We start from the raw sequence: 22,234 nt of genomic DNA on the forward strand, positions 1-22,234 counted from the left end.
GGGCGAGCGAGCGACGGCGGCTCCGAGGCGATGGCTTGGCCGGACCCCATGATCAATTTTGCTGAACTTGACGCACAGAACTCATCTACAGCGTCGCTTCAGGCGCTCTCCCAAAAGGTATGACCCTGAACATCTCGACCGGTGAACTTACCGGGCCGCTTGCCCCCACTGCCGCGCCGGGCAACTACACATTCACACTCCAAGTTCAGGACAGCCATGGTGCGATCGGTACGGCCGCGTACAGCCTGAAGGTCAATGCACAGAAAGTCAGCGTCACCGACCAGATGATCGATGTGCCGGCCGGTTCGACGCCCGGGGACGTCAATCTGAACCGCGGCGCAACGGGAGGGCCGTTTACGTCAGCGGATATCGTTTCCGTTGAGCCCGCCAATGCGGGAAGCGCCAAGATTACCCGCGGTCAACTGGCGCAGGCAGGCCCTGCGACACCGACAGGCTGGTATCTCCAGTTCAACCCCGATCCTGCCTATTCCGGCCAGGTGCGCGTGGGATTTCGTCTGACGAGTGCGCTCGGCGGCTCCAACACAGGAACTGTCACCTACAAGCTGAGTCACGATGCGCAGAAGGTGGCCCGCGATATTGATGCTCTGGTCCACGGCTTCGTACAGACCCGCCAGAACATGATCTCTTCCACGATCAGCGTTCCGGGCTTGATGGAGCGCCGGCAGATGGGACGAGACAAGGATCCCGTCACGGCACGCGCGCTGCCGTCAGAAAGTGGATTGACGCTCAACTTCGCCACCAGCCTCGCGCAGATGCAAGGTGCTCGCGACACCAAGCCTGGCGCTTCCGCGGCAGCATCCTTGCCTTTCAATCTCTGGATCAAATGGCGCGATGCTGGCCCACAACCGCACTGAAAATGACGGCAAGTGGGGCAGTTTCGCCATGGTCAATCTTGGAGCGGATTACCTGTTGACGGAACAAGCTCTTGTTGGATTTTCGTTCCACTTTGACCGGATGACCGATCCCAGCAAGGAAGATACCAAACTCACCGGCAATGGCTGGCTTGCAGGCCCGTACGCTTCGTTCGAACTCGGCAAGGGCGTGTTCTGGGACACGAGCCTGCGTTATGGCGGCTCCGCAAACAATATCGACACGCGATTCTGGGACGGGACATTCGACACGAAGCGATGGATGGTTGATTCCTCAATCAAGGGGCAATGGAATCTCGACAAGGTGACCGTGCTGACACCGAGATTGCGAGCCGTCTACTTCTCGGAAAGAGTCGAAGACTATGTGGTGGGCAACAGCGCAAGGGATCAAATTGCGATCAGTGGCTTTGACGCGCGCCAACTCCGCGTCAGTGCCGGCGCAGAAATCGCGCGATCCTATTTGCTCGGCAACGGTTCGATCCTTACGCCGAAGGTTGGAGGGACGGGTGGCTATTCCGGCCTCGATGGTTCTGGCGTGTTCGGCACTTTCACCGCAGGTGTTTCCCTGAAGACTCAAGACCAATGGACGCTCGACGCGGGACTTCTCTACAATGTCGAAGGGCGAGGTCAGTCATCCGTCGGCGGGAAGCTGGGGCTTGGGGCGAAGTTCTGATCGTGCTGCCGGATCACGCGGCCCGGTATCCACTTCGCTCGAAAGCGCTCTAACCTGCCCTCGCCGCCCGACGCAGCGATTGCGGCGGCTGGCCGAAGGCGCGGATGAAGGCGCGGCGCATCCGCTCGGGATCGCGAAAGCCGGTCGCCTCCGCGACGCGCTCGATGGCTTCCCCCGAGGACTGCACGCGCTGCCGCGCCACCTCGATGCGCAAACGTTCCACCGCTTTCGATGGCGTCGTGCCGGTCTCCGCGACGAAGGCGCGGGTGAAGTGGCGCGAGCTCATGCCGGCTTTCTCCGCCATGTCCTCGACCGTCAGCGGCGCATCGAGATGCTCGCGCGCCCAGGCGAGCAGCGGGCCGAAGCGGCCGTTTGCAGCCTTCAACTCCAATAGCGAGGAGAATTGCGACTGGCCGCCGCTGCGGCGGTGATAGAGCACGAGGTGCCGTGCGGTCTTTTGCGCGATCTCCTCGCCATAGTCCTCCGTGATCATCGCCAGCGCCAGGTCGATCCCGGCGCTGATCCCGGCCGAGGTCCAGATGTTGTCGTCGCGGGTGAAGATGCGATCCGGCTCGAGCTTCACTTTCGGATACGCGGAAACGAAATGCTTGGTCCGCTGCCAATGCGTGGTGGCGCGGCGGCCGTCGAGCAGGCCGGCTTCGGCGAGGATATAGGCGCCCGAGCAGACGCTCGCGATGCGCACCCCGCGCTTGGCCAGCATGCGCACGAATGCCAGCGTCTTCGCGCACCTCGCCGCCATACGTACGCCCTCGCCGCCCGCAACGATCAGGGTCGAGATCGCCGCTGACGGTCGCAGCCCTCGCGCGAACATCTCGGCGCCGGAGGACGAACGCACGGGCCCCGGCGTCACCGCGATCACCTTCAGCGCGGGCGGATTATCGGCAGAGCGCGCGGCGATCTCGAAGACCGAGATCGGGCCGGCAGCATCCAGCAATTGAAATTCGGGGAAGATGAGGACGCCGATCATCTGATCTTCTCCTGTCGGTCTCCAAGAACTCTTCAAGACGCCTGTCCGGAAACGAGGGAATTATGCCATTTTGGACATGAAGCCGCCATGCCATTCTGTCGCGGTCAACGGATATTGAGGTGTTCCCATGTCCAGCCCGCTACAGATCGGACTTCTGGTGTTTCCGAAGGTGACGCAGCTCGACCTCACCGGTCCGCTGCAGGTGTTCTCCTCCGTGCCCGGGGCCAAAGTGCATCTGGTGTGGAAACGGATTGAGCCGGTGCCGAGCGACACCGCGCTGGCGCTGATGCCGACGGTCAGCTTTGCTGACTGCCCGCAACTCGACGTGATCTGCGTCCCCGGCGGCATGGGAGCCGACGACATGGTCAATGACGAGGAGATGCTCGCCTTCCTGCGCAAGCAGGCGGAGGGCGCGAGGTACATCACCTCGGTCTGCACCGGATCGCTCGTGCTCGGCGCTGCCGGCCTGCTCAAAGGTTATCGCGCCGCGACGCACTGGTCGGCGATCGATTTCCTCGCCGCGTTCGGCGCGATCCCGGCGCGGATGCGGGTCTGCATCGACCGCAACCGCATCACCGGGGGCGGCGTCACCGCCGGCATCGATTTCGCGCTGACGCTGGTGTCGGAACTCGTCGACCGCAGGACGGCGGAAGCGATCCAGCTTCGGCTCGAATACAATCCGAAGCCGCCGTTCAACGCCGGCTCGCCGGACACCGCGCCGGCCGAAATCCTCGCCTTCATGAAAGAGAAGATGGCATCCTCACAGGCGCGCCGCGGCGAGATGATCGCCCGCGCCGCGGCACGGCTCGCATAAATTCAACGCAAAGAAAAAGGCCGCCAGGTTTCCCGGGCGGCCTTTCCTGTCTTACGGTGGCCTCACATTAACGGGCGATTTCAGGACGTCTGCACCGGGGGCCTATGTCCCGGCCCGCATCCCACTCGGAGGCCGCTGCTCATCGGGGCAGTCGCGATTCTGGAGCCCGATCCGACGCGATGGTTATCCATCTCCGTAAGATGCCCCTATTGAGCTCCGGTCCCGCGTGACGTGCAAGGAGGTCGTGTTGCTCGTCCCCGCTGTTACCGCTGTTCACAGGCACGCGTGCGCTGCACGCGCAATGGCGCGCTCGCACAACGTACGAATGAGGTTGATCAGCCTGCGGGCGTCCAGGGCTGGTAGTCGCCGGTCGCCTTCGGGCGACGGCCGCTCGCCAGCGTCGAGCCGGACGGACGGTACGCCGCCGGCGTGCCCGTCATGTTCGGCACATGCGGCTTTTCCCATTCCCGCGGCGTGTATTTCTCTTCGGTCGGTGGCAGGTCGACCACGTGATGCAGCCAGCCGTGCCATGACGGCGGCACGCGCGAGGCTTCGGCGTAGCCGTTATAGATCACCCAGCGGCGCTCGAAATGCAGCACCGGATCGATCTTGCCGCCACGGGTGCGATAGTAGCGATTGCCCTGCTCGTCCGTACCGACGAGCTCGCCGAACCGCCAGGTCCAGAGCTGCGTGCCAAAGGTCTGGCCGTTCCACCACGTGAAGAATTTGAGCAGGAATTGTTTCATGAAGCGCCGGCCGGTTCGGAATCGTTGGGCTGTGATGCCACCGGCGGATCGAATTGTCCAGATTGCCGCACGTGTTGTGCCCCAGAGCGGAACATCACAGCGCAGTGTTGGCGGCCAATTGTCGCGGAATTCGGTCTAACCCGTTCATTCGCCATACAGTTCTTATCTGACAGGCTGAGACCCCGCGCAATGAAGTGGCGCGAGGCTCGGGAACGCCGGCCCCCGGAAAGGGTTGGGCCATGTCCCGCAGATGGAGTCCCAATGATGATCAATCTCAAGATTTTAGGCACCGCCGCGGCGCTCGCGCTGGTGCTGCCGCTCGTGGTGCCGAGCGAAGGCTTTGCGCAGGGTACCAAGTTCTCGGCCGGGCGGGTCGGCGGCGGCGGAGCGGCCATTGGAGGCGGTGGAGGTGGATTCCGCGGCGGCGGCTTTGCCGGTGGAGGCGGCGGCTTCCGGGGCGGCGCCTTTGCCGGCGGCGGCGGCGGTGGCTTCCGAGGCGGCAGCTTTGCCGGCGGCGGAGCCGGCCTTGGCACCAAGTTCGCGGGCGCTCCCGCCTTCCGCGGCGGCGCGGTTGCTAATCCTCGCTGGAGTGGTGGCCGGCCCGGGTGGAGCGGTGCGTATCGGCCCGGCTGGCGCGGCGGCTATGGTCACCGCGGCTACGGAGTCTGGCCTGGTATTGCTGCAGGTGCCGTGATCGGCGGCGCCCTCGCGTCGAGCGCCTATTACGACGACTATTATGGCGGCTATGGATACGCACCGAGCTACTACGACGACGGCTATTACGATGACAGCGCCGCGGTCGCGGTCGCGCCTGGCGGCGGTGACGTCGCTTACTGCCAGCAGCGCTACAAGTCCTATGACCCGGCGTCGGGAACCTATCTCGGTTATGACGGTCAGCGTCATCCCTGCCCCTGACCGGCTGATTCCTTTCGCGTGAAAAAGGGCGGCGAAAGCCGCCCTTTTTGTTGAGAAGATAAATTCGGCTGTAAGCGAATCTCATATGCACGGCATCTTGCAGACGTGCTATCGCGCGTCCGCCTTAATCAAGCAGTCGGCCGTGCGGGTCGGCATATGCAGATATCATCGCAACAAGAGGATCCATCGTGCCGCGCGTTCTCGTGGTCGATGATGACCCCATGGTGTGCGCCGCCATCGAGGTCTGTCTGAAGCGCAAGGGGTTTGACGTCACCGTCGCCGATGGCGGCGAAGCCGGGATGGTCGCGCTCGAGGATCGAAGCTTCGACGTGATGCTGATCGATGTCTTCATGCCGCATATGAGCGGCTTCGAATCGATCCGGATCTTTCACGAGCGCGCGCCCGAGATCCCGATCATCGCGATGTCCGGCTACGCCTTCGCCAACGCCGAGCGTGCGCCGGATTTCCTGCGCATGACCCTGGAGCTCGGCGCCGCGCGCTGCCTGCGCAAGCCTTTCACGCCGGAGGCGCTGATCACCACCGTCAACGAATGCCTCGGTCAATCAGCGGCATCGACGCGCCCTTTGAAGTAACGACACAAGGCGGCCATCCAGCTACGATCGCGTGGCCAGCACGACGGCGGCGAGCGTGAAGATGAGCGCTGCGACCTGCGTCGGCCCGCGGCTCGCCCAGCGCGATGGCGGACGCCACCACGCCGATCACGGGCACCGCCATGGTGCCGATCGCCGCGATCGAGGCCGGCAACCGCCTGAGCGCGGCGAACCAGCTCACATAGGCGATGCAGAACTGGATCAGGATCGAATAGACGAGCAGCCACCAGCCGAGCGTCGTCACGCGATCGAAATGCGAAGTCTCGACGAGAAGACCGGCCACGGCCACCGGCAGGCAGCCGAGCCCGATCTGCCAGGCCGCCGCCGGGATCGGTGTCATCTTCAACGGCAGCTTTTTCGCGAGCACCGCGCCGAGCGCAAAGCCGAAGGCGCCGGTGATCGCCATGATGATCCCCGGCAGCTTTTCGCGGCTCGCGGCAATTCCGTTGCCGCCCATGATGGCGGCGAGCCCGGCGAACGCCATCACCAGCGCGATCGTGCGCAGCAGCGTCGGCCGTTCGCCGAGCACCGGCCAGGCCAATAGCGAGGCCCAGACCGGCATGGTGTAGGCGATCAGCGCGGCTTCGCTGGCGGGCAACCAAAGCAGCGCCAGCCCCATCAGCACCATCCAGCCGGTGACGTTCAGTAGCGACGCCAGCATCAAGCGCAGCCACATCTCGCGCCCGACCGACAGGCTCTGCCCGCGAACGACCGCGAGCAGAGCCAGCAGCACAGCCCCAATCACACCGGTCGAGCCGCGCAGCGTCAGTGGCGGCAGCTCGCTTAGCAGGTACTTCGTCACCGGCCAGTTGAAGCCCCAGCCCACCGACGTAACGGCGAGGAACAGGAAGCCCGCAGGCGCTAGTCGGCCGCGCGCGCTCGGTTTTGATTCTGTCATGAAGCCCGGCAGGGAATGGAATCGGCGGCGACCATGCCTTCGATTTGGGCGGCCGACCACGCGCCCGCCAGCATACCTGTCCGTAACTTCCCCGTAAGCTCACGTGAGTCTTCGGAATTCAATCCGTCAGACGCCAAAAATACCTGCCCTGTGAAAAGCGGGCGAAGCCATTGTTCCACAGCTGACATGAGATTTTTTTCTCTTGGGAATCCTTCAGGACTCACTGATACTTGGCCGGGTCACAGGCGCGGCACGGCCCCTGTTTTCCTCCCTTTTCCACCATATTTAGTATTTGATTCAGGAACTCGTACTAATCCTTGACGGGCGTCACGGACTTGCCTAGCTTTCATTTTGTTCGGCGCGAGTGTGTTTCGGGTCCCCGCCGGTCGCTCCCAAAAGGGTCCAGAACGACCACTCCGTCAGCCGAACAGGCTGCGGGTGAAGGGCTTTGCTGCCCGCGATTTGGAAGTTCCTCCCGGAATTTCCCGGGCATTTTGGGACGCCAATAACGGGTCGGAAAAGGCCCATTGGTGACCTGTCGCGTTACGAGTTTTGAGGCGTTGAACGCATGACCCGAACGGTCCGCCTGGGCCGGTCAGGGACGTGCCGTCGCCGGATCGGTGCCAGCCGATACCGGCGATCGAGAGAAACAGGCCGGTCCACCGGCTGAGCTTGCGGGGCTCTGGCCCCCCACCCTTTGGACGGAAGGATGGGACCAGGGGCTCGCTCTAGGAATAACATTTCCGGATCACCCCAGCGGCAATGGGGGCCGGGCAGAAGACGGGGCACGACGCATGCATATCGAACGGCGCAACACCACTGCGGGACAATCTCCTTACGCCGGGATCAATTTCAGGCTGACCACGTCTGAGATCCGCAATCCCGATGGCTCCATCGTGTTCCGTGCGGAAAATGTCGAGGTGCCCGAGTTCTGGTCGCAGGTCGCCTCCGACGTGCTCGCCCAGAAATATTTCCGTAAAGCCGGCGTCGCTGCGCGCCTGAAGAAGGTCGAGGAGGAGACTGTTCCCTCCTGGCTGTGGCGCTCGGTGCCCGACACCGAGGCGCTGGCGCTGTTGCCTGACAGCGAGCGCTATGTCGGCGAGACCTCGGCCAAGCAGGTGTTCGATCGCCTCGCCGGCTGCTGGACCTATTGGGGCTGGAAAGGCGGCTACTTCTCCTCGGATGAAGACGCGCAGGCCTTCTTCGACGAGATCCGCTACCAGCTCGCCAAGCAGATGGTGGCGCCGAACTCGCCGCAATGGTTCAACACCGGCCTGCACTGGGCCTATGGCATCGATGGCCCCGGCCAGGGCCACTATTACGTCGACTACAAGACCGGCAAGCTGACCAAGTCCAAATCGGCTTACGAGCATCCGCAGCCGCACGCCTGCTTCATCCAGGGCATCGAGGACGATCTCGTCAACGACGGCGGCATCATGGACCTCTGGGTGCGCGAGGCGCGCCTGTTCAAATACGGCTCCGGCACCGGCTCGAACTTCTCGCGCTTGCGCGGCGAAGGCGAAAGGCTGTCCGGCGGCGGCCGCTCGTCGGGCCTGATGAGCTTCCTCAAGATCGGCGACCGCGCCGCCGGCGCGATCAAGTCCGGCGGCACCACGCGCCGCGCGGCCAAGATGGTCGTGGTCGACATCGATCACCCCGATATCGAGACCTATATCGACTGGAAGGTGAAGGAGGAGCAGAAGGTCGCCGCCCTCGTCACCGGCTCCAAGATCAACCAGAAGCACCTGAAGGCGGTGCTGAAGGCCTGCGTCAACTGCGAAGGCTCGGGCGACGACTGCTTCGATCCCGAGAAGAACCCGGCGCTCCGCCGCGAGATCAAGCTCGCACGCCGCGCCATGGTGCCCGACAACTACATCAAGCGGGTGATCCAGTTCGCCAAGCAAGGCTACAAGGACATCCAGTTCGACGTTTACGACACCGACTGGGATTCGGAGGCCTATCTCACCGTCTCCGGCCAGAACTCCAACAACTCGGTCTCGCTGAAGGATGACTTCCTGCGCGCGGTCGAGACCGACGGCGACTGGAACCTGATCGCCCGCACCAACAGGAAGGTGACGAAGACGCTGAAGGCGCGCGATCTCTGGGAGAAGATCGGCTACGCCGCCTGGGCCTCGGCGGATCCGGGCCTGCACTTCAACACCACGATGAACGACTGGCACACCTGCAAGGCGTCCGGCGACATCCGCGCGTCCAACCCGTGCTCGGAATACATGTTCCTGGACGATACCGCCTGTAACCTGGCGTCCGCGAACCTCCTCACCTTCTACAGCACCACCACCAAGCGCTTCGACATCGAGTCGTACGAGCATCTGTGCCGGCTCTGGACCATCGTGCTCGAGATTTCCGTGCTGATGGCGCAATTCCCCTCGAAGGCGATCGCGGAGCTCTCCTACGAATTCCGCACGCTCGGCCTCGGCTTCGCCAATATCGGCGGCCTCCTGATGACCATGGGCCTGCCCTATGACAGCAAGGAAGGCCGCGCGCTCTGCGGCGCGCTGACCGCCGTGATGACCGGCATCGCCTACAAGACCTCGGCCGAAATCGCGGCCGAGCTCGGCACCTTCCCCGGCTACAAGAAGAACGCGGCCCACATGCTGCGGGTGATCCGCAACCACCGCCGCGCCGCGCATGGCAATGCGGCCGGCTATGAGGCGCTCGCGGTCAACCCGGTGCCGCTCGACCACGCCTCCTGCCCGCAAGCCGACATCGTCACGCATGCGACCAGGGCCTGGGACGATGCGCTCGCACTCGGCGAGGTCAATGGCTATCGCAATGCGCAGACCACCGTGGTGGCGCCGACCGGCACCATCGGCCTGGTGATGGATTGCGACACCACCGGCATCGAGCCTGATTTCGCGCTGGTGAAGTTCAAGAAGCTCGCCGGTGGCGGCTACTTCAAGATCATCAACCAGGCGGTGCCGGAAGCCTTGCGCGCGCTCGGCTATCGCGAAAGCGAGATCGCCGAGATCGAGGCTTACGCCGTCGGCCACGGCTCGCTGTCCAACGCGCCGGGCGTCAATGCCTCCACGCTGAAAGCAAAAGGCTTCACCGACGAAGCCATTGCCAAGGTCGAGAAGGCGCTGCCGACCGCGTTCGACATCAAGTTCGCCTTCAACAAGTGGACCTTCGGCGAGGACTTCATCCGCGACACGCTCGGCATCGGCGCGGAGGCGATCGCCGCCCCCGGCTTCGACCTGCTCTCGGCGATCGGCTTCTCCAAGCGCGAGATCGAGGCGGCCAACGTGCACATCTGCGGCGCGATGACGGTGGAAGGCGCGCCGCATCTGAAGGCCGAGCACTATCCGGTGTTCGACTGCGCCAACCCCTGCGGCAAGATCGGCAAGCGCTATCTCTCGGTCGAGAGCCACATCCGCATGATGGCGGCCGCCCAGCCGTTCATCTCGGGCGCGATCTCCAAGACCATCAACATGCCGAACGACGCCACGGTGGAGGACTGCAAGTCCGCCTACCTGTTGTCCTGGAAGCTGGCGCTGAAGGCCAACGCGCTCTACCGCGACGGCTCGAAGCTGTCGCAGCCGCTCAACTCGCAGCTCATCTCTGATGATGAGGACGAGGACGATGCGGTGGAAGCGCTGTACGAGAAGCCGATGGCCGCGCGCGCCGCGCAGGTCTCCGAGAAGATCGTCGAGAAGCTGGTCGAGCGCATCGTGGTGATGCGCGAGCGCGAGAAGATGCCGGACCGCCGCAAGGGCTACACCCAGAAGGCGGTGGTCGGCGGCCACAAGGTCTACTTGCGCACCGGCGAATATGACGACGGCCGGCTCGGCGAGATCTTCATCGACATGCACAAGGAAGGCGCGGCGCTCCGCTCCTTCATCAACAACTTCGCGATCGCGGTCTCGCTCGGCCTGCAATACGGCGTGCCGCTCGATGAATATGTCGACGCCTTCACCTTCACCCGCTTCGAGCCCGCGGGCCCGGTGCAGGGCAACGACTCCATCAAGTACGCGACGTCGATCCTCGACTATGTCTTCCGCGAGCTCGCGGTGAGCTATCTCGCCCGCTTCGACCTCGCCCATGTCGACCCCACCGAGAGGGGCTTCGACGCGCTCGGCAAGGGCGTCGAGGAAGGCAAGGAGCCTGAGGGGCCGCAGCACCAGGCGACGAAGTACCTGTCGCGCGGCCTCACCCGCTCACGCACCGACAACCTCGTCGTCATGCGCGGCGGCTCGACCGCAGTCAGCCAGCCCGCCGACAACGCCCCCGCCGGCGGCTCCCGCGTCACCGCCCTCTCCTCGCAAGGCGCGCAGTCCCGCGTCTCCGACACCATCGAAGGCGCGGTGGCGTTGAAGCAGGAAACGGAGCACGATCTCTCGCCCGCGGAGAAGGTGGGGACCGTGCACTGGAGCAAGGCTGGCACCGCCGCGGCGGTCGCTCCAACAAAGGCCGAACGCCGCGCGGAAGCGAAGGCCAAAGGCTACGAGGGTGAGATGTGCTCGGAGTGCGGCAACTTCACGCTGGTGCGGAATGGGACATGCATGAAGTGCGACACGTGCGGCAGCACAACGGGGTGTTCGTAAACGAGCGAAGATCAAGATCGTTGTAGTTCACACCAAAGAAGGTCCGCGATTGGGCATAGCAGGCCCGTGATCGCCCGGAGCCCCGCTCAATAGCGGGGCTCCGTTCTGATAGCTCAAGCCACTACTCGCGGAGAACTCCCGATCGGGCTTCGCTCCGCAACTGACTTGTCGTACCGGGATGATGTCCCCGTCGGTGCGCTACCCGGCCTTAGTTTCGCGAGCCGCATGTAAACGCCAAGCTTTCAAGCGCGCCAACGGCCGCAGAATGACTTGCATCTGCCGAGGTCGAAAAAAGTGCTTTATTTGTTAAGCCGCGGCGCTCAATTTGGGCTAAGATAAGGTGCAAACCGCACGTGGTAAGAAAGGTCGAACGGAGGCGGGGCGATGGCGTGTCAGGACCCTGTACGACGCTCGCTGCTGCTGACGGCTCTGGCCGCCGGGGCATATCTCGCTGCGAAGCCAGCCGTGGCGGAGGAGGATCAGCCGGGCAGTGATGAGCGACCACAGAAGGGCGATTTTCTTGTTCATTCCGAAGGGGAACATGCCGGCGAAATCATCAAACCGGGTGATCTCGAGCTTGGCGGGCCACCCGTGCACGCTTGGCCGAAAGACCCGAAGTCCTCGGTGATCCGCAAGGGGTCGCGGCTCAATGAGATCGTCCTCCTAAGACTTGATCCGGGCGAACTCGACGATGAGTCCCGATCGCGATCGGCCAACGGCGTCGTCGCTTATTCGCTGGTTTGCACTCACGCGGGATGCGCTGTCTCTGAGTGGGTCAAGGCATCGGAAGGCGACAAAAACGTCCTAAAGTGTCCCTGTCACAACTCCGAATTCGATCCCCGACAAAGTGCGGAAGTCGTATTCGGACCGGCACCTCGCCATCTGGCCGCACTTCCACTCGCGATCGCCGATGGCTCGCTCACGGTGGCCGCAGGGTTCGTCGGAAAGCTGGGCGGCCAGCCCGGAGGGTGAGAGTCGCACTATGGACGCGATGTTGACCTGGCAGTCGGCCGGCTTAGTGCCACTCTTTGACTTGACCGCTGCTGTCGACGGCGCGCGACACGTCCCTGCCGTCCTTCATCGCCTTGACCGAAATGCCTTCGCCTTGACCGAAATGCCTTCAGCGGTGGACTTGATGTCGCGGATTTGGGTGCAGCGTTCCGATTGAGCTTGGCCAAGAGTTCCTGCCGGGTCAGAGCGCCCCGCATTTTCAATACTTCTATCTGGCGTGGACGCTTTCGAAGAACCGGAGTGGAACACCAAACGTGAGTCCGGCACGAACTTCGTTGACCGGATGGTGATTGGTCACCGCGTAGCGATAGGCGACGTCGAAAGAGAGCTTGTCGCTCACCTACCAGATCAAGCCTACGAGCCCGGAAAAGGTTCCCTCCTGGCCGAACTCCTTCTCGTAGAAAAATTCCGAGACCGGCCGCACCGTCCATTTCGACGGCCCCTCGATGATACTGCCGAGGAAGACATCGGCATGATGGTCGCGCGTCAGCAGCGTTTCCGCGTTGAGGTGGATCGTTCCCCAGTCCCAGCGCTGCGAGACGATTGTTGCCCAGCTTGCGCCAACGCCGCTGTCGCCCGTGCTGTCCGGCAGCAGCACACCGAATTCGGTCGCGATGCTCGGTCCGCTCTTGTCCTGCAGGCTGCCCGGTACCACGACATGCTTGAGGAACGCACCTGCTGCGATCAGGTTTGTCGGCCCAGACGGCGAAAGCGGCGTCTCGCCCTGTCCCTCGAACACCGCCTCCCATCCTTCGCTCAATCCGAAATTCAGGACGGTCCATGGCGCGACCAGCGTCGGGGTAGCCCCGTCGCGGCGAACGCCGGCCGGCTGCAGTTCGACTTCGAGTTCTCCAGGGGCGGCCACAGCGGCGTCGGTGCCGTCGAACGGCCGGTAGGCGAAGGCGATCTCCGGCCACGCGACACTCAGGATCAGCAACGATAAGGCGGATCGGACCAGCGGGGCACCTGGAAGCATGGCTGCACCTCCATCGGCTTGGCTCAAGGTACCGGGCGATAGAGCCAGATCGCAGCGCCGTCACCGCCCCTTGCGGGTACCGCAAGCAGGAGGCGATCGAGTTCAGGCACAAACAGGGAGGTCCGTGCGCCGGGCGCGGTGGGGACGCGAGCGATTGTGCGGTAGGACGTGCCGTCCGCCGCGAGCACATCCAGATATCCTTCGCCACAACTGGCGTAGATGAGATCACGCTTCTCGTCGACGAATAGGTCGTCAATATCGTCGCAGGTGGGAATGGTCGCCTTCAGCTGTCCATCGCTCTCGGCGAACACGCCAATGGCGGCCGGGCGTCGAAATGCGACCAGAACCTGCCGGCGACCGTTGTCGAGCGCCATGGCGAAGTTGGCGCTGCGGGCTGACGTGGGCCAGGAGGCAAGCAGCTTTCCAGATGCGCGGTCGATGACGTCGATCTCGTTCTTGTTTGGAACATTGACGAAGATCCGGTCCGAATTCCGGTCGAGCTGGAAGCTTTCGGGGTGCGCGCCCAGACTTGCGCTTGCTACCTTGCCGTGGGTTGTAGCGTCGAGCGCGGTCACGGCGCCATTACCATAGCCGATGAAGATGCGTCCCGCCCTTGAATCGACACGGACGTTGTCGGCATCGTCACCGAGTTCAATGCGTCCGGTCGGCGAAAGATCGGCTCCTTTGAAAAGCTTGACCGAGCCATCGCCTCCGTTTGCTACGTAGACAGTGTCAGTTGCCGGATTGTAGCCAACGCCCTGCGGCTCCTTGAGGTCAGGGACGATGCGATCCAGACGTTGGCCCTCCAGATCAACGACTGCGAGACTATTGCTGGCGAGCGCAGCGACGAACAGGCGGTGCCTGGAAAGATCGACCGCCATGTGATCGATCCGGCCGTGAATGCCAGCGAGCGGGATTTTTATGTCAAGGCGCAGCGGTGGTGTACCTGCAGCCAAGGCAGCGGTTTCTCCGGTGAGCAAAACAGCTGCCGTCATAGCCTGCAGGAGCGCAAACCCGCGAATGATGATCATCGGCCTCCCCTCCCTTCCAGGAGCGCCTCGCACGATTTCCGTCATTTGATGATCACCCATGCTGGTTGCAGCCACGGATATCGCAGTTGCCGCAATGAGCACGGGATTGCTGATTTTCCAGCGGAACAGCATCGCGAGCGAGACGAGCGCGATCGCAATCGTGAGCCAATCTCCGATGGCGCGGTCGGAATGCCGGCCGCCAAAGATGAGGTCAGGTCGAAAAGTTTATGGGACGGAAGCGGGATAACGGCAGACATGATGCGCCCTTGAGGAAACTGGACGCGATTCTTCAGCATGTCGCCTCGTGGGGAGATCGCTTCCCCAAGAAGCTCAGCTTCGACCCGCCGGCTGGTTCTGTCAACGGGAAACGGAGCTTGCGAGTTGGACGGATATCTCGATCCACTCTGAGATCGCCCGGTCATTCGCGCTTCCTAGAGCCGGACGCAGTAGTGAGCCAGCACCGAGATGTCCCCCTACTAGTCCCGCTGCCTAACCCGCTGTAAGACTGAGGCTCGGTCCCACGGAACCCCCTCCGCGTCGGAGGCGTTTGAAGCGACGGGCGGGCATAAGCCGTGTCACGACCTCATCGTCGCTTCGGCAGGACAGGAGAGCGCGATGAAACGAATGCTCATCCTTGCGGTCATCCTGTGGCTTGGCGTGGCTGCCACCGCTCACGCGCAGGTGAGTTCATCGGTAGGCACGCAGCCGAACCCTCAGGTCAGTGCTCAAACCGGCGCGCAGGTCAACTCCCCGACCAACGCGGTGAGCACGGTGACCGGCGCGATCGTGCCATCCGGCCAGGGAGTGACCGGGGCAACGGGAGGAAGCTTCAGTACTATTGCGCCCGTGGCGGTGCCCTGTCCGGCCGGCGTATCGCTGAGCGCCAATCTGACGGCGGTGACAACGGGACCAGTGGGCAGCATTGGCCCCAAGGCGCAAACCGTCACGCCCAACACCACGTCGGGCGCTGGTGGCGCTGTCGGCAGCGTTGTCTCATCGAGCGCGCGCTGCCTGGGCGCGATACCGTCAATGGCCGGCAACGTCGGCGCAGGCGATCTCTTCGGCGGCATCGGCGGATGCTAGGACCGTGGGCGGATTAGCGCCAGCGTAATCCGCCACTCACCCTCGGCGCTGCCCTACGCGCTCTACCGCTGCCGTTGCGCCAAGTAGAATCCTGACAACACCACGACCAGTCCCGTCGCCTGCAGCGCGGTCGGGGGTTCGCCGAGCAGGAGCCAGCCGACGAGCAGGGTCAGCGCCGGCACCATCGCCGGGAAGACGGCGGCGCGGGCGACGCCGAGAAGCTGAACCGAGACTGCGAACAGATACAGCGCCGCGGGGCCGGCCAGGATCCCCTGCCCCACGGCCTGCAGCGCGTTTTCGCCGAGGCCCAGCGCCACCACGCGGCCGAGCCCGCCGGATGCCGCATAGACCGGCAGCAGCAACAGCGACAGCACGCTGATGACGGTGGCCGCGGAGAAGGCGGAGACGCGCCAATGGCGCAGCAGCGCGCCGAAGACCGCGAACATCGATCCGGTCAGGACGAAGATCAGATCGCCCAGCACGCCATCGGGCCCGATATGGCCGATCGATTCAACTCCGATCACGGCCAGGCCGCCGACGATGACGACCGCCCCGAACACCCGCGAAAACGAAACCCGCTCCTTCAATAAAGCGGCGGCGAGAAACAGGCCGCCGAGCGTCGCGCAGGACGGCTGGATGAGGCTGCCATGCCCCAGCGGCACGAACAGGAAGCCGGTATAGCTGATGATCGACATCACGGGTCCGCCGAGCACCATCAGCACCAGTCCGCGGCCCCATCCGATGCCGCATAGATTGCCTATTCCGGCGCGAAGCACGAGCGGCAGGAACGCGATGCCGGACCACACGTAGCGATGCATCAGCAGGTCCGCGGGCGTGAATCCGACTTTCAGCCCGTGTCGTGTCGAGACGAACCCGAGCGCCCAGCACAACGCCGCGCCAAGGCCGCAGGCGACCCCGAGCAGGGCCGGTTTCGCATCCGATTTCTGGGGTGGAGCATCGGCGCCGATGGTCGGCTTGGTCATCGCCGACGCTTACGGCAGCCGCCACAGTGGATCAACCCACGGCCATGCAAGGCTGACGGGCGCATCAAAACGCGCGGTAGCGCGAATTCTCTCCTCCTCGTCATTCCGGGGCGCGACAAAGTCGCGAGCTATGATGTGCAATTGCACATCAGAGAATCCATCGGGCGGCGGGCGCAGGTGGAGAAATGGATTCCGGGCTCGTCCTTCGGACGCCCCGGAATGACGAGGAGAAAAATTCACCAGCCATTACAACATGATTTGCCCTGTCCAGTCTTCGCGCGAAAAACATTCCGCTTCCGTCGTCGGGCAAATCAGTGATTTAACTCCGCGCGTCTCACCCGATGAGAGGGGCGTTGCGCAACGTCACGAACGCGCGGTGAGATGCGGTGGACGCGACGGCTCGCGAAAGACGAGCGCGGTTGTTCGCGGACGGCGAAGTCGTGTGGTCCCGGCGCCCCGACGCTGGCGCTAAGTCCCTAAGGGATGGAAACATCCCTAAGGGCGACGGTGGCAAGAAAGCCCGGTCACCGAGGAGAGCACGAAGCAAGCCGTAAAACCACTGCGCAGGGAAAGCCGGAGTTGCTTCGGTTGACCTGTGGTCCTACCCCCGTGCTTTTTGTTGCACGGGGCCCACGGGTGCAACCGGCACCCGGCTTTCCCTGCGCCCTCTACATCGAAAGAGGGTCAACGCAAACGCGACCTCGGGCATTTTGTGCCGCGGGAACGCGGACTCGCATCGCATCCGCTGTTTGACAATCGAATCGAAACACGTAGCCCCCGCGCACTGCGGCTCGGTCACAGGGAACCCCTCCGCGTGGGAGGCGTTTGAAGCAACGGGCGGGCGGACGCCGTGTCACGACCTCATCGTCGCTTCGGCAATACAGGAGAGCGCGATGAAACAAATGCTCATCCTTGCGGTCACCCTGTGGCTTGGCGTGGCTGCCACCGCTCACGCGCAGGTGAGTACATCGGTAGGCACGCAGCCGAACCCCCAGGTCAGTGCTCAAACCGGCGCGCAGGTCAACTCCCCGACCAACGCAGTAAGCACGGTGACCGGCGCGATCGTGCCATCCGGCCGGGGAGTGACTGGGGCAACGGGAGGAAGCTTCAGCACCATTGCGCCCGTGGCGGTGCCCTGTGCGTCCGGCGTATCGTTGAGCGCCGATCTGACGGCGTTCGGCTGCGCATCCGATCCGCTCGGCGCCCCAACCTACCAAGTTCCGGCGGAGGCAGGGGCCACCGCGGTGACAACGGCACCAGTGGGCAGCATTGCCCCCAACACGCAAAGCGGCACGCCCAACGCCGCGTCGGGCGCGGGTGGCGCTGTCGGCGGTGTTGCCTCATCGAGCGTGCGTTGCCTGGGCGCGATACCGTCAATGGCCGGCAATGCCAGCGCAGGGGATCTCTTCGGCGGCATCGGTGGATGCTAGGCGCGTGCTCGTAAACCAGCTCGTAGGGCAGATCAGCGCCAGCGTAATCCGCCGCTCACTCTCGCCGCTGACGGCCGCAAAGGCAACTTGCGTCATCCCGGTCCTGAACCACTGCAAGTGAATCGGGTGCAGTCCTGGTAAACACCTCGACACTCGAACGATGGTAGCTGTTTCAGATGACGGCAGTCGCGATATCGCGCACGACAGGTATTCACGCATTGCTGCTTGGCGGTCCGAGCGGCTGCCAATGTGTCATTGGCGAGATCGGAATCGCGCGCATTGAGCCTTCCAATGCTCAAGGACAGAGGCACTGCCACGAGCGCGCAGATGACGGCAAACGACTGCTTGGTGCATTTCATGGCTCAGCCCCCGTTCAGGTCTGGCTCGGTCGTTGCGCGGCCGGTCCGCTTGCCGGACGCGATGCAGATGAAGCGACCGTCAACGTCGGACGGCCGGACCTCGTCCGACAAGCCGTTCGCGCTGAGCCCGCCGCGCGGGCCTTCCTTATGTCACCACGATCTCAGTGCGGCGGCGGCCACCGGCCTGGCTGCGTGTAGAAAAACGCGAAGCGCGGGTTGATCCCGCAATAGGAGAAGGTGCCGGATGCGCTCGCCTGGCATTGTTCGTAGGTCCAGAACTGGCAAAGGCCCGGAAGGCCCCAGTCCTTTCCCTGCAGGCAGTAAGGGTAGTCCTGCGCGGTAGCTGGCGAGATTGCTCCCACTGCTACCGGAACGGCGACGGACAGAGCGAATATGAGACGTCGCATGCGATACCTCCTGAGGTTGGTGCCTGGTTCGACGCAGGAAGTCGTTCTTGCAATGTTGCCGAAAAGCGGCGCGATCGATTTCGAACTCATCGGGCACAGGCCCGAAGGTGCGCACCAGGGAAGGAAAGCAGTTGCGATCCGTCCGAGAAACAGGGCGCCCGGCCAGCATGGCCCCGGCGGAGCGGCGCGCTATGCAGATTCGGAATCTGCGGAGCTCAATTGTCGGCTTGCGAAGCCGTCAGATCGAAGGGCGGAATTAGCCGACGGCGTAATCTGCCGGGCCCGGCCGAGGTCGCCTTAAATTCTCCCTCACGCCGGCCTTATCTTGATCCAAACGGCGACGGCAACTATCCTCCCGATGATCTCGGACTGCCGCACTCATTCCGTTGATGCAAGCTGAATGGAGAGCGCATCGGTGGCTGATACGGACAACCCGAAGCCGGACGAACCACAGGGCACGCCGCGCGCCGATGGCGAACTGGCGCGGGCCTATGAACGGATCAAAAGTGCCGGCGAAGACCTTACGCGGCTGGACAGATTGGTCTCCGGATTGGAGCGCGGCGACGGCCCAAAGATCCGGCAGGAAGATGCCGGCGCCGCGCCACCCGACGCTCCCACCGTGAACGAGACTCCAACACCAGAGAACCAGGCTCGCGACCCAGGCCCGAGACGGGGTCGGCCCCTGCTGCGAGCCGTCGGCGGCCTTCTGTTGGCGCTGGGCATCGCGGGTGCTGCGCTGGCTTCGCGATACGGCAATGAGACCAAGGCGATCATGGCGCGATGGACCCCGCAAGCCTCGATGGCGTCCCCGGAGGCGTCCGAGCCTCGCGGTCCGACCAGATCGCTGACCGTCCAGGTGGCAGAGGCAGGCGAACAACCCTCCCCGCCGTCTTCGAGCCCAAAGGAAGCGCCGGCGCCTTCGAACCCCAAGGAAACGAAAGACGCTCCGCCAGCCGGCTCCGCCAAGTCCGCCGACTCGACATCCATAGATGTCGCGCAATCGCTCAAGACCATCGCGCAGGGCCTTGTAAGCATCAACGACAAGCTGGAGCAACTGAAGAGCAGTCACGAACAAACGCTTCGCGAGCATGCCGAGTCCATTCAACAGCTCAAGGCGGCTCAGGAGCAGAATGCGAAAGACAGCGCGCGCATCGCCGAGCAGCTACAGGCGCTGCAAGCGCAGCTTGCCGCTTCGTCCGCGAAACCCTCCGCGCCGACCGTGAAGAAAGAGAACAATTTGGCTGCGCGCCCGCACGTGCCCGCCGCAATCGAACCTCGGCGGCCCAGACGGCCGCCAGGGCCTTGGAGGCCGCCGCCGTATACGGTCGACCCCTGGGACGATCCATATTGGTGAGGTGTGCGCCCCTCGACGGGCAAATCAGTTCCACGTCGCTCGCGCTGAAGCGGTTTTCCGACGCTGCGAACTACATCTTGCTCGCGGCTCCGATTAACAGTGCCTTCATCGCTTTGCCCGTCAGCGCCATTGGAATTGCATCCCTTGATGCCGCGCGCTCCAGCGCAAACCCATGCGATAGCGCGAGCAGAGTTATGGCGAGATCGGCGGGCGCCAGGCTCCCCTTGTTGCCGAATTTCGCGAAGGTCTGCTCAATCAGACCGGATAGCGTTTGACGATATTCAGCATAGGTCCGGACAAAGGCGTCGTCGGTCTTGTTTGCGCGCGATACCCGCAACTGGAACTCGGCCATCAGCAGGCACCAATCGGGATGGTCGCCGAGCTCGACGTATCGTGCGGCCGCTTTTTCGACGAGCTGCTCGAAGCTGTCACTCGTCGCCAGTGCCGCTTCAAAATCGCGCAGATCCCGCTCCAGGTGCCGCTTGAGCAGCGTGAGAAAGATCTCGTCCTTGTCGGCGAAATTCGAATAGAACGCCCCGCGCGAGAATCCGGCAGTTTCGGCGATCTCATCCACCGATGCGCCTTCGAAGCCCAGCCTGGCGAAGCAGGCCGAGGCCGAGCGCATCAGCAAATCGCGCGTCCGTGTCTGGCTCTCCTCGCGATTCAATCGCTTCACTTTTCGCATTGGTCCTCCTGTCGCGAGCCGAATCCTGACGCTTGACAGCCTAACATCTTTGCATTCAGATACATCTATGTATTTGGATGGCGATTTGTATGAAATGCTGGGAAGTTCGGTCGTTCGACATCGAAGGATTGGCGCTCGGGGAGCGGCCTGACCCGATCGCGGGCGAAGGCGAGGTGCTCGTGGAAATCGATGCCGTCTCGCTGAATTATCGTGACCTCGCGATCGCGCGCGGCGTTTACGCGCCCTCGCAGCCACTCCCGATCATCCCCGCCTCCGATGCCGCCGGCCGCATCGTCGCCGTCGGCCCCGGTGTCGAGCGATGGCATGTCGGCGAGCGGGTGATCGGCTGCTACATGCAGAGCTGGGACCGGGGACCGAGCGAGCCTTCCGACCGCACCCGGACGCTGGGCTCGCCACTGGACGGCGTGCTCTGCGAGCGGCGCGTCTTTCCGGCCGATTTCGTGGTACGCGCCCCCGACCGATTGACTGATGTCGAATGCGCGACGCTTCCTATCGCAGCACTCACCGCCTGGTGCGCCCTCTTCGATCTTGCCGGCGCGAAGCCCGGCGAAACGGTGGTCGTGCAGGGCTCGGGCGGGGTGTCGACCTTTGCCGCTCAATTCGCGCTTGCCGCAGGTTTGCGCGTGGTGGCGGTGTCGCGCTCCGCAGCCAAGGCCGCCGCAATCCGTAATCTCGGTGTCGAGAGCGTGATCCTTGCTTCGGATACACCGGAATGGGGCAAGGAAGTCGTCCGCGCGACGCACAAACGGGGCGCGGACGTGATCGTGGATGTGGGCGGCGACTCCACGTTCGCCCAGTCGGTGGCTGCAAGCGGGCAGAACGGTCGGATCATTGCCGTGGGCTTTCTCGGTGGCCTGTCGACCAAGGTCGAGCTTGGTCAGGTAATTTCGAAAAACCTCACGATCCGCGGCATCACCGTCGGATCGCGCGCCAGCTTCGAGGCGATGCTGTCCTTCATCGAAACGGCGGCGTTCAAGCCGGTGATCGACAGCCTTTATCCATTTGAGGCAGTGCCGGAAGCCTATCGCCGACTCGCCAGCGCCGACCAGCACGGCAAGATCTGTATCGACGTCAGGAGCGTGCAATGACAGGGCTTACCGAGTGGTGGGATAGCGGCTCGACGATCGAGGTTGATGGCCACGCCATCTTCACGCGCGTGGAAGGGAGCGGGCCAACCGTCGTCTTCCTCCACGGCTTTCCGACCTCCTCGCACGATTGGGCTGGCGTCATCATCCGCCTTCGCGACCATTACCGTTGCGTGACGTTCGACTATTTGGGCTACGGTGCCTCCGAAAAGCCGACCGATGCCGATTATTCGGCGCTGATCCAAACCGACCGCGCGCTCGCGATCCTTGCTGCTCTCGGCGTTACCGAGGCCGATGTCGTCGCGCACGATCTGGGCGGCATCCTGCTTCAGGACATGCTGCACCGCCAGCTCGCGGGCCGATTGGAACTCGGTCTGAGGCAGGCGATCTTCATGAACTCCTCGGTCTACGCGGAGCTTTACCGTCCGACCCCGACGCAACTCGCCCTCGCCAACCCGGTCCAGGGGCCGATCATCTCCCGATCGCTCTCGCGCGCAACGCTCGAAGCAGCGATGGCGACACTGTTCCCGTCTCGCCGGCTCGCGGCCTCAGAGCTCGATGACATGTGGGACGCCATTCGGCGCGCAGATGGACAACTGCTCTGGCCGCGGCACCTCGTCTACATGGCCGAGCGGTTGAGCAACCGGCGACATAGGTAACAGGTCAGACCGACGACATAGGTAACACAATTCTCGTTTCGTTCAGGTCTGTT

Annotated in this window: 20 protein-coding genes and 1 pseudogene; 12 read left to right on the forward strand and 9 right to left on the reverse strand. The window is 63.6% G+C overall.

Annotation, left to right across the window (positions count from 1 at the left end; translation table 11 throughout):
* Window positions 1–83: 83 nt before the first annotated feature.
* Together AC5ZGW_RS40765 and AC5ZGW_RS40770 are read left to right on the forward strand one after the other, a co-directional pair.
* Window positions 84–875 carry an Ig domain-containing protein gene (locus AC5ZGW_RS40765; RefSeq protein ID WP_130231602.1) on the forward strand — a complete coding sequence of 264 codons (792 nt, stop codon included), beginning with the start codon at window positions 84–86 and terminating at the stop codon, window positions 873–875.
* Window positions 853–1,563 (forward strand): autotransporter outer membrane beta-barrel domain-containing protein, encoded by a 711-nt coding sequence (locus tag AC5ZGW_RS40770; RefSeq protein ID WP_130231600.1) that lies wholly within the window; start codon window positions 853–855, stop codon window positions 1,561–1,563. Before AC5ZGW_RS40765 ends, AC5ZGW_RS40770 begins: the two co-directional genes overlap by 23 nt.
* 49 nt (window positions 1,564–1,612) lie before the next feature.
* Here AC5ZGW_RS40770 and AC5ZGW_RS40775 read toward each other — a convergent pair whose 3' ends face one another.
* Entirely contained in the window at window positions 1,613–2,551 is a 939-nt protein-coding gene (locus AC5ZGW_RS40775) for a GlxA family transcriptional regulator (RefSeq protein WP_463328053.1), read from the reverse strand.
* A 127-nt stretch (window positions 2,552–2,678) separates the two neighbouring features.
* Here AC5ZGW_RS40775 and AC5ZGW_RS40780 point away from each other — a divergent pair, with 127 nt between their 5' ends.
* Entirely contained in the window at window positions 2,679–3,365 is a 687-nt protein-coding gene (locus AC5ZGW_RS40780) for a DJ-1/PfpI family protein (RefSeq protein WP_130231598.1), read from the forward strand.
* Window positions 3,366–3,700: 335 nt separating this feature from the next.
* On the opposite strand, the gene AC5ZGW_RS40785 is transcribed toward AC5ZGW_RS40780, so the two are convergent.
* Window positions 3,701–4,111 carry an NADH:ubiquinone oxidoreductase subunit NDUFA12 gene (locus AC5ZGW_RS40785; protein WP_028164074.1) on the reverse strand — a complete coding sequence of 137 codons (411 nt, stop codon included), beginning with the start codon at window positions 4,109–4,111 and terminating at the stop codon, window positions 3,701–3,703.
* A gap of 261 nt (window positions 4,112–4,372) precedes the next feature.
* On the opposite strand from AC5ZGW_RS40785, the gene AC5ZGW_RS40790 reads away from it, so the two are divergent.
* Both AC5ZGW_RS40790 and AC5ZGW_RS40795 read left to right on the forward strand, forming a co-directional pair.
* A complete protein-coding gene (locus AC5ZGW_RS40790) occupies window positions 4,373–5,026 on the forward strand; it encodes a BA14K family protein (RefSeq protein WP_463328054.1) in 654 nt (217 codons plus the stop codon).
* Window positions 5,027–5,214: 188 nt separating this feature from the next.
* Window positions 5,215–5,619: a response regulator gene (locus tag AC5ZGW_RS40795; RefSeq protein WP_130229566.1), complete on the forward strand. Its 405-nt coding sequence runs from the start codon at window positions 5,215–5,217 to the stop codon at window positions 5,617–5,619.
* Between the two features lie 21 nt (window positions 5,620–5,640).
* On the opposite strand, the pseudogene AC5ZGW_RS40800 reads toward AC5ZGW_RS40795, so the two are convergent.
* Window positions 5,641–6,535, reverse strand: a pseudogene (locus AC5ZGW_RS40800) (DMT family transporter).
* 794 nt (window positions 6,536–7,329) lie between these two features.
* Between AC5ZGW_RS40800 and AC5ZGW_RS40805 the strand changes: the two are divergent.
* Entirely contained in the window at window positions 7,330–11,097 is a 3,768-nt protein-coding gene (locus AC5ZGW_RS40805) for a vitamin B12-dependent ribonucleotide reductase (protein ID WP_130229567.1), read from the forward strand.
* Between the two features lie 384 nt (window positions 11,098–11,481).
* Window positions 11,482–12,069, forward strand: a complete 588-nt coding sequence (locus AC5ZGW_RS40810; protein ID WP_130229568.1) for a QcrA and Rieske domain-containing protein — start codon at window positions 11,482–11,484, stop codon at window positions 12,067–12,069.
* Between the two features lie 247 nt (window positions 12,070–12,316).
* Here AC5ZGW_RS40810 and AC5ZGW_RS40815 read toward each other — a convergent pair whose 3' ends face one another.
* From AC5ZGW_RS40815 to AC5ZGW_RS40825, 3 genes are read right to left on the reverse strand one after another with little or no spacing between them, the layout of a single operon-like run.
* Window positions 12,317–12,448 (reverse strand): hypothetical protein, encoded by a 132-nt coding sequence (locus AC5ZGW_RS40815; protein WP_283813322.1) that lies wholly within the window; start codon window positions 12,446–12,448, stop codon window positions 12,317–12,319.
* The gene (locus AC5ZGW_RS40820; RefSeq protein ID WP_245475043.1) at window positions 12,449–13,084 is read right to left on the reverse strand and encodes a hypothetical protein; all 636 of its coding nucleotides are present in this window, start codon (window positions 13,082–13,084) and stop codon (window positions 12,449–12,451) included.
* 23 nt (window positions 13,085–13,107) lie between these two features.
* Entirely contained in the window at window positions 13,108–14,247 is a 1,140-nt protein-coding gene (locus tag AC5ZGW_RS40825) for a YncE family protein (RefSeq protein ID WP_130229569.1), read from the reverse strand.
* A 483-nt stretch (window positions 14,248–14,730) separates the two neighbouring features.
* Here AC5ZGW_RS40825 and AC5ZGW_RS40830 point away from each other — a divergent pair, with 483 nt between their 5' ends.
* Window positions 14,731–15,198 (forward strand): hypothetical protein, encoded by a 468-nt coding sequence (locus tag AC5ZGW_RS40830; RefSeq protein ID WP_130229570.1) that lies wholly within the window; start codon window positions 14,731–14,733, stop codon window positions 15,196–15,198.
* A 62-nt stretch (window positions 15,199–15,260) separates the two neighbouring features.
* Here AC5ZGW_RS40830 and AC5ZGW_RS40835 read toward each other — a convergent pair whose 3' ends face one another.
* On the reverse strand, window positions 15,261–16,181 hold the full coding sequence (locus tag AC5ZGW_RS40835; RefSeq protein ID WP_130229571.1) for a DMT family transporter: 921 nt from the start codon (window positions 16,179–16,181) through the stop codon (window positions 15,261–15,263).
* A gap of 893 nt (window positions 16,182–17,074) precedes the next feature.
* On the opposite strand from AC5ZGW_RS40835, the gene AC5ZGW_RS40840 reads away from it, so the two are divergent.
* The gene (locus AC5ZGW_RS40840) at window positions 17,075–17,611 is read left to right on the forward strand and encodes a hypothetical protein (protein ID WP_130229572.1); all 537 of its coding nucleotides are present in this window, start codon (window positions 17,075–17,077) and stop codon (window positions 17,609–17,611) included.
* A 520-nt stretch (window positions 17,612–18,131) separates the two neighbouring features.
* Here AC5ZGW_RS40840 and AC5ZGW_RS40845 read toward each other — a convergent pair.
* The gene (locus AC5ZGW_RS40845; RefSeq protein WP_080663856.1) at window positions 18,132–18,377 is read right to left on the reverse strand and encodes a DUF3551 domain-containing protein; all 246 of its coding nucleotides are present in this window, start codon (window positions 18,375–18,377) and stop codon (window positions 18,132–18,134) included.
* Between the two features lie 415 nt (window positions 18,378–18,792).
* Here AC5ZGW_RS40845 and AC5ZGW_RS40850 point away from each other — a divergent pair, with 415 nt between their 5' ends.
* The gene (locus AC5ZGW_RS40850; protein WP_245475044.1) at window positions 18,793–19,731 is read left to right on the forward strand and encodes a hypothetical protein; all 939 of its coding nucleotides are present in this window, start codon (window positions 18,793–18,795) and stop codon (window positions 19,729–19,731) included.
* A gap of 70 nt (window positions 19,732–19,801) precedes the next feature.
* Here AC5ZGW_RS40850 and AC5ZGW_RS40855 read toward each other — a convergent pair whose 3' ends face one another.
* On the reverse strand, window positions 19,802–20,416 hold the full coding sequence (locus AC5ZGW_RS40855; protein WP_130229574.1) for a TetR/AcrR family transcriptional regulator: 615 nt from the start codon (window positions 20,414–20,416) through the stop codon (window positions 19,802–19,804).
* A gap of 89 nt (window positions 20,417–20,505) precedes the next feature.
* Here AC5ZGW_RS40855 and AC5ZGW_RS40860 point away from each other — a divergent pair, with 89 nt between their 5' ends.
* Both AC5ZGW_RS40860 and AC5ZGW_RS40865 read left to right on the forward strand, forming a co-directional pair.
* Window positions 20,506–21,525 (forward strand): zinc-dependent alcohol dehydrogenase family protein, encoded by a 1,020-nt coding sequence (locus AC5ZGW_RS40860; RefSeq protein WP_165435538.1) that lies wholly within the window; start codon window positions 20,506–20,508, stop codon window positions 21,523–21,525.
* On the forward strand, window positions 21,522–22,181 hold the full coding sequence (locus tag AC5ZGW_RS40865) for an alpha/beta fold hydrolase (protein ID WP_496114087.1): 660 nt from the start codon (window positions 21,522–21,524) through the stop codon (window positions 22,179–22,181). Before AC5ZGW_RS40860 ends, AC5ZGW_RS40865 begins: the two co-directional genes overlap by 4 nt.
* Window positions 22,182–22,234 lie beyond the last annotated feature (53 nt).

The organism is Bradyrhizobium sp. Crot121 (assembly GCF_059512385.1).

Coding starts and splice junctions, on each gene's coding strand:
- AC5ZGW_RS40790 (WP_463328054.1), top strand. CDS start 4,373: ATGATGATCAATCTCAAGATTTTAGGCACCGCCGCGGCGCTCGCGCTG.
- AC5ZGW_RS40785 (WP_028164074.1), bottom strand. CDS start 4,111: ATGAAACAATTCCTGCTCAAATTCTTCACGTGGTGGAACGGCCAGACC.
- AC5ZGW_RS40840 (WP_130229572.1), top strand. CDS start 17,075: ATGAAACAAATGCTCATCCTTGCGGTCACCCTGTGGCTTGGCGTGGCT.
- AC5ZGW_RS40780 (WP_130231598.1), top strand. CDS start 2,679: ATGTCCAGCCCGCTACAGATCGGACTTCTGGTGTTTCCGAAGGTGACG.
- AC5ZGW_RS40810 (WP_130229568.1), top strand. CDS start 11,482: ATGGCGTGTCAGGACCCTGTACGACGCTCGCTGCTGCTGACGGCTCTG.
- AC5ZGW_RS40855 (WP_130229574.1), bottom strand. CDS start 20,416: ATGCGAAAAGTGAAGCGATTGAATCGCGAGGAGAGCCAGACACGGACG.
- AC5ZGW_RS40835 (WP_130229571.1), bottom strand. CDS start 16,181: ATGACCAAGCCGACCATCGGCGCCGATGCTCCACCCCAGAAATCGGAT.
- AC5ZGW_RS40845 (WP_080663856.1), bottom strand. CDS start 18,377: ATGCGACGTCTCATATTCGCTCTGTCCGTCGCCGTTCCGGTAGCAGTG.
- AC5ZGW_RS40820 (WP_245475043.1), bottom strand. CDS start 13,084: ATGCTTCCAGGTGCCCCGCTGGTCCGATCCGCCTTATCGTTGCTGATC.
- AC5ZGW_RS40865 (WP_496114087.1), top strand. CDS start 21,522: ATGACAGGGCTTACCGAGTGGTGGGATAGCGGCTCGACGATCGAGGTT.
- AC5ZGW_RS40775 (WP_463328053.1), bottom strand. CDS start 2,551: ATGATCGGCGTCCTCATCTTCCCCGAATTTCAATTGCTGGATGCTGCC.
- AC5ZGW_RS40825 (WP_130229569.1), bottom strand. CDS start 14,247: ATGCTGTTCCGCTGGAAAATCAGCAATCCCGTGCTCATTGCGGCAACT.
- AC5ZGW_RS40830 (WP_130229570.1), top strand. CDS start 14,731: ATGAAACGAATGCTCATCCTTGCGGTCATCCTGTGGCTTGGCGTGGCT.
- AC5ZGW_RS40770 (WP_130231600.1), top strand. CDS start 853: ATGCTGGCCCACAACCGCACTGAAAATGACGGCAAGTGGGGCAGTTTC.
- AC5ZGW_RS40860 (WP_165435538.1), top strand. CDS start 20,506: ATGAAATGCTGGGAAGTTCGGTCGTTCGACATCGAAGGATTGGCGCTC.
- AC5ZGW_RS40805 (WP_130229567.1), top strand. CDS start 7,330: ATGCATATCGAACGGCGCAACACCACTGCGGGACAATCTCCTTACGCC.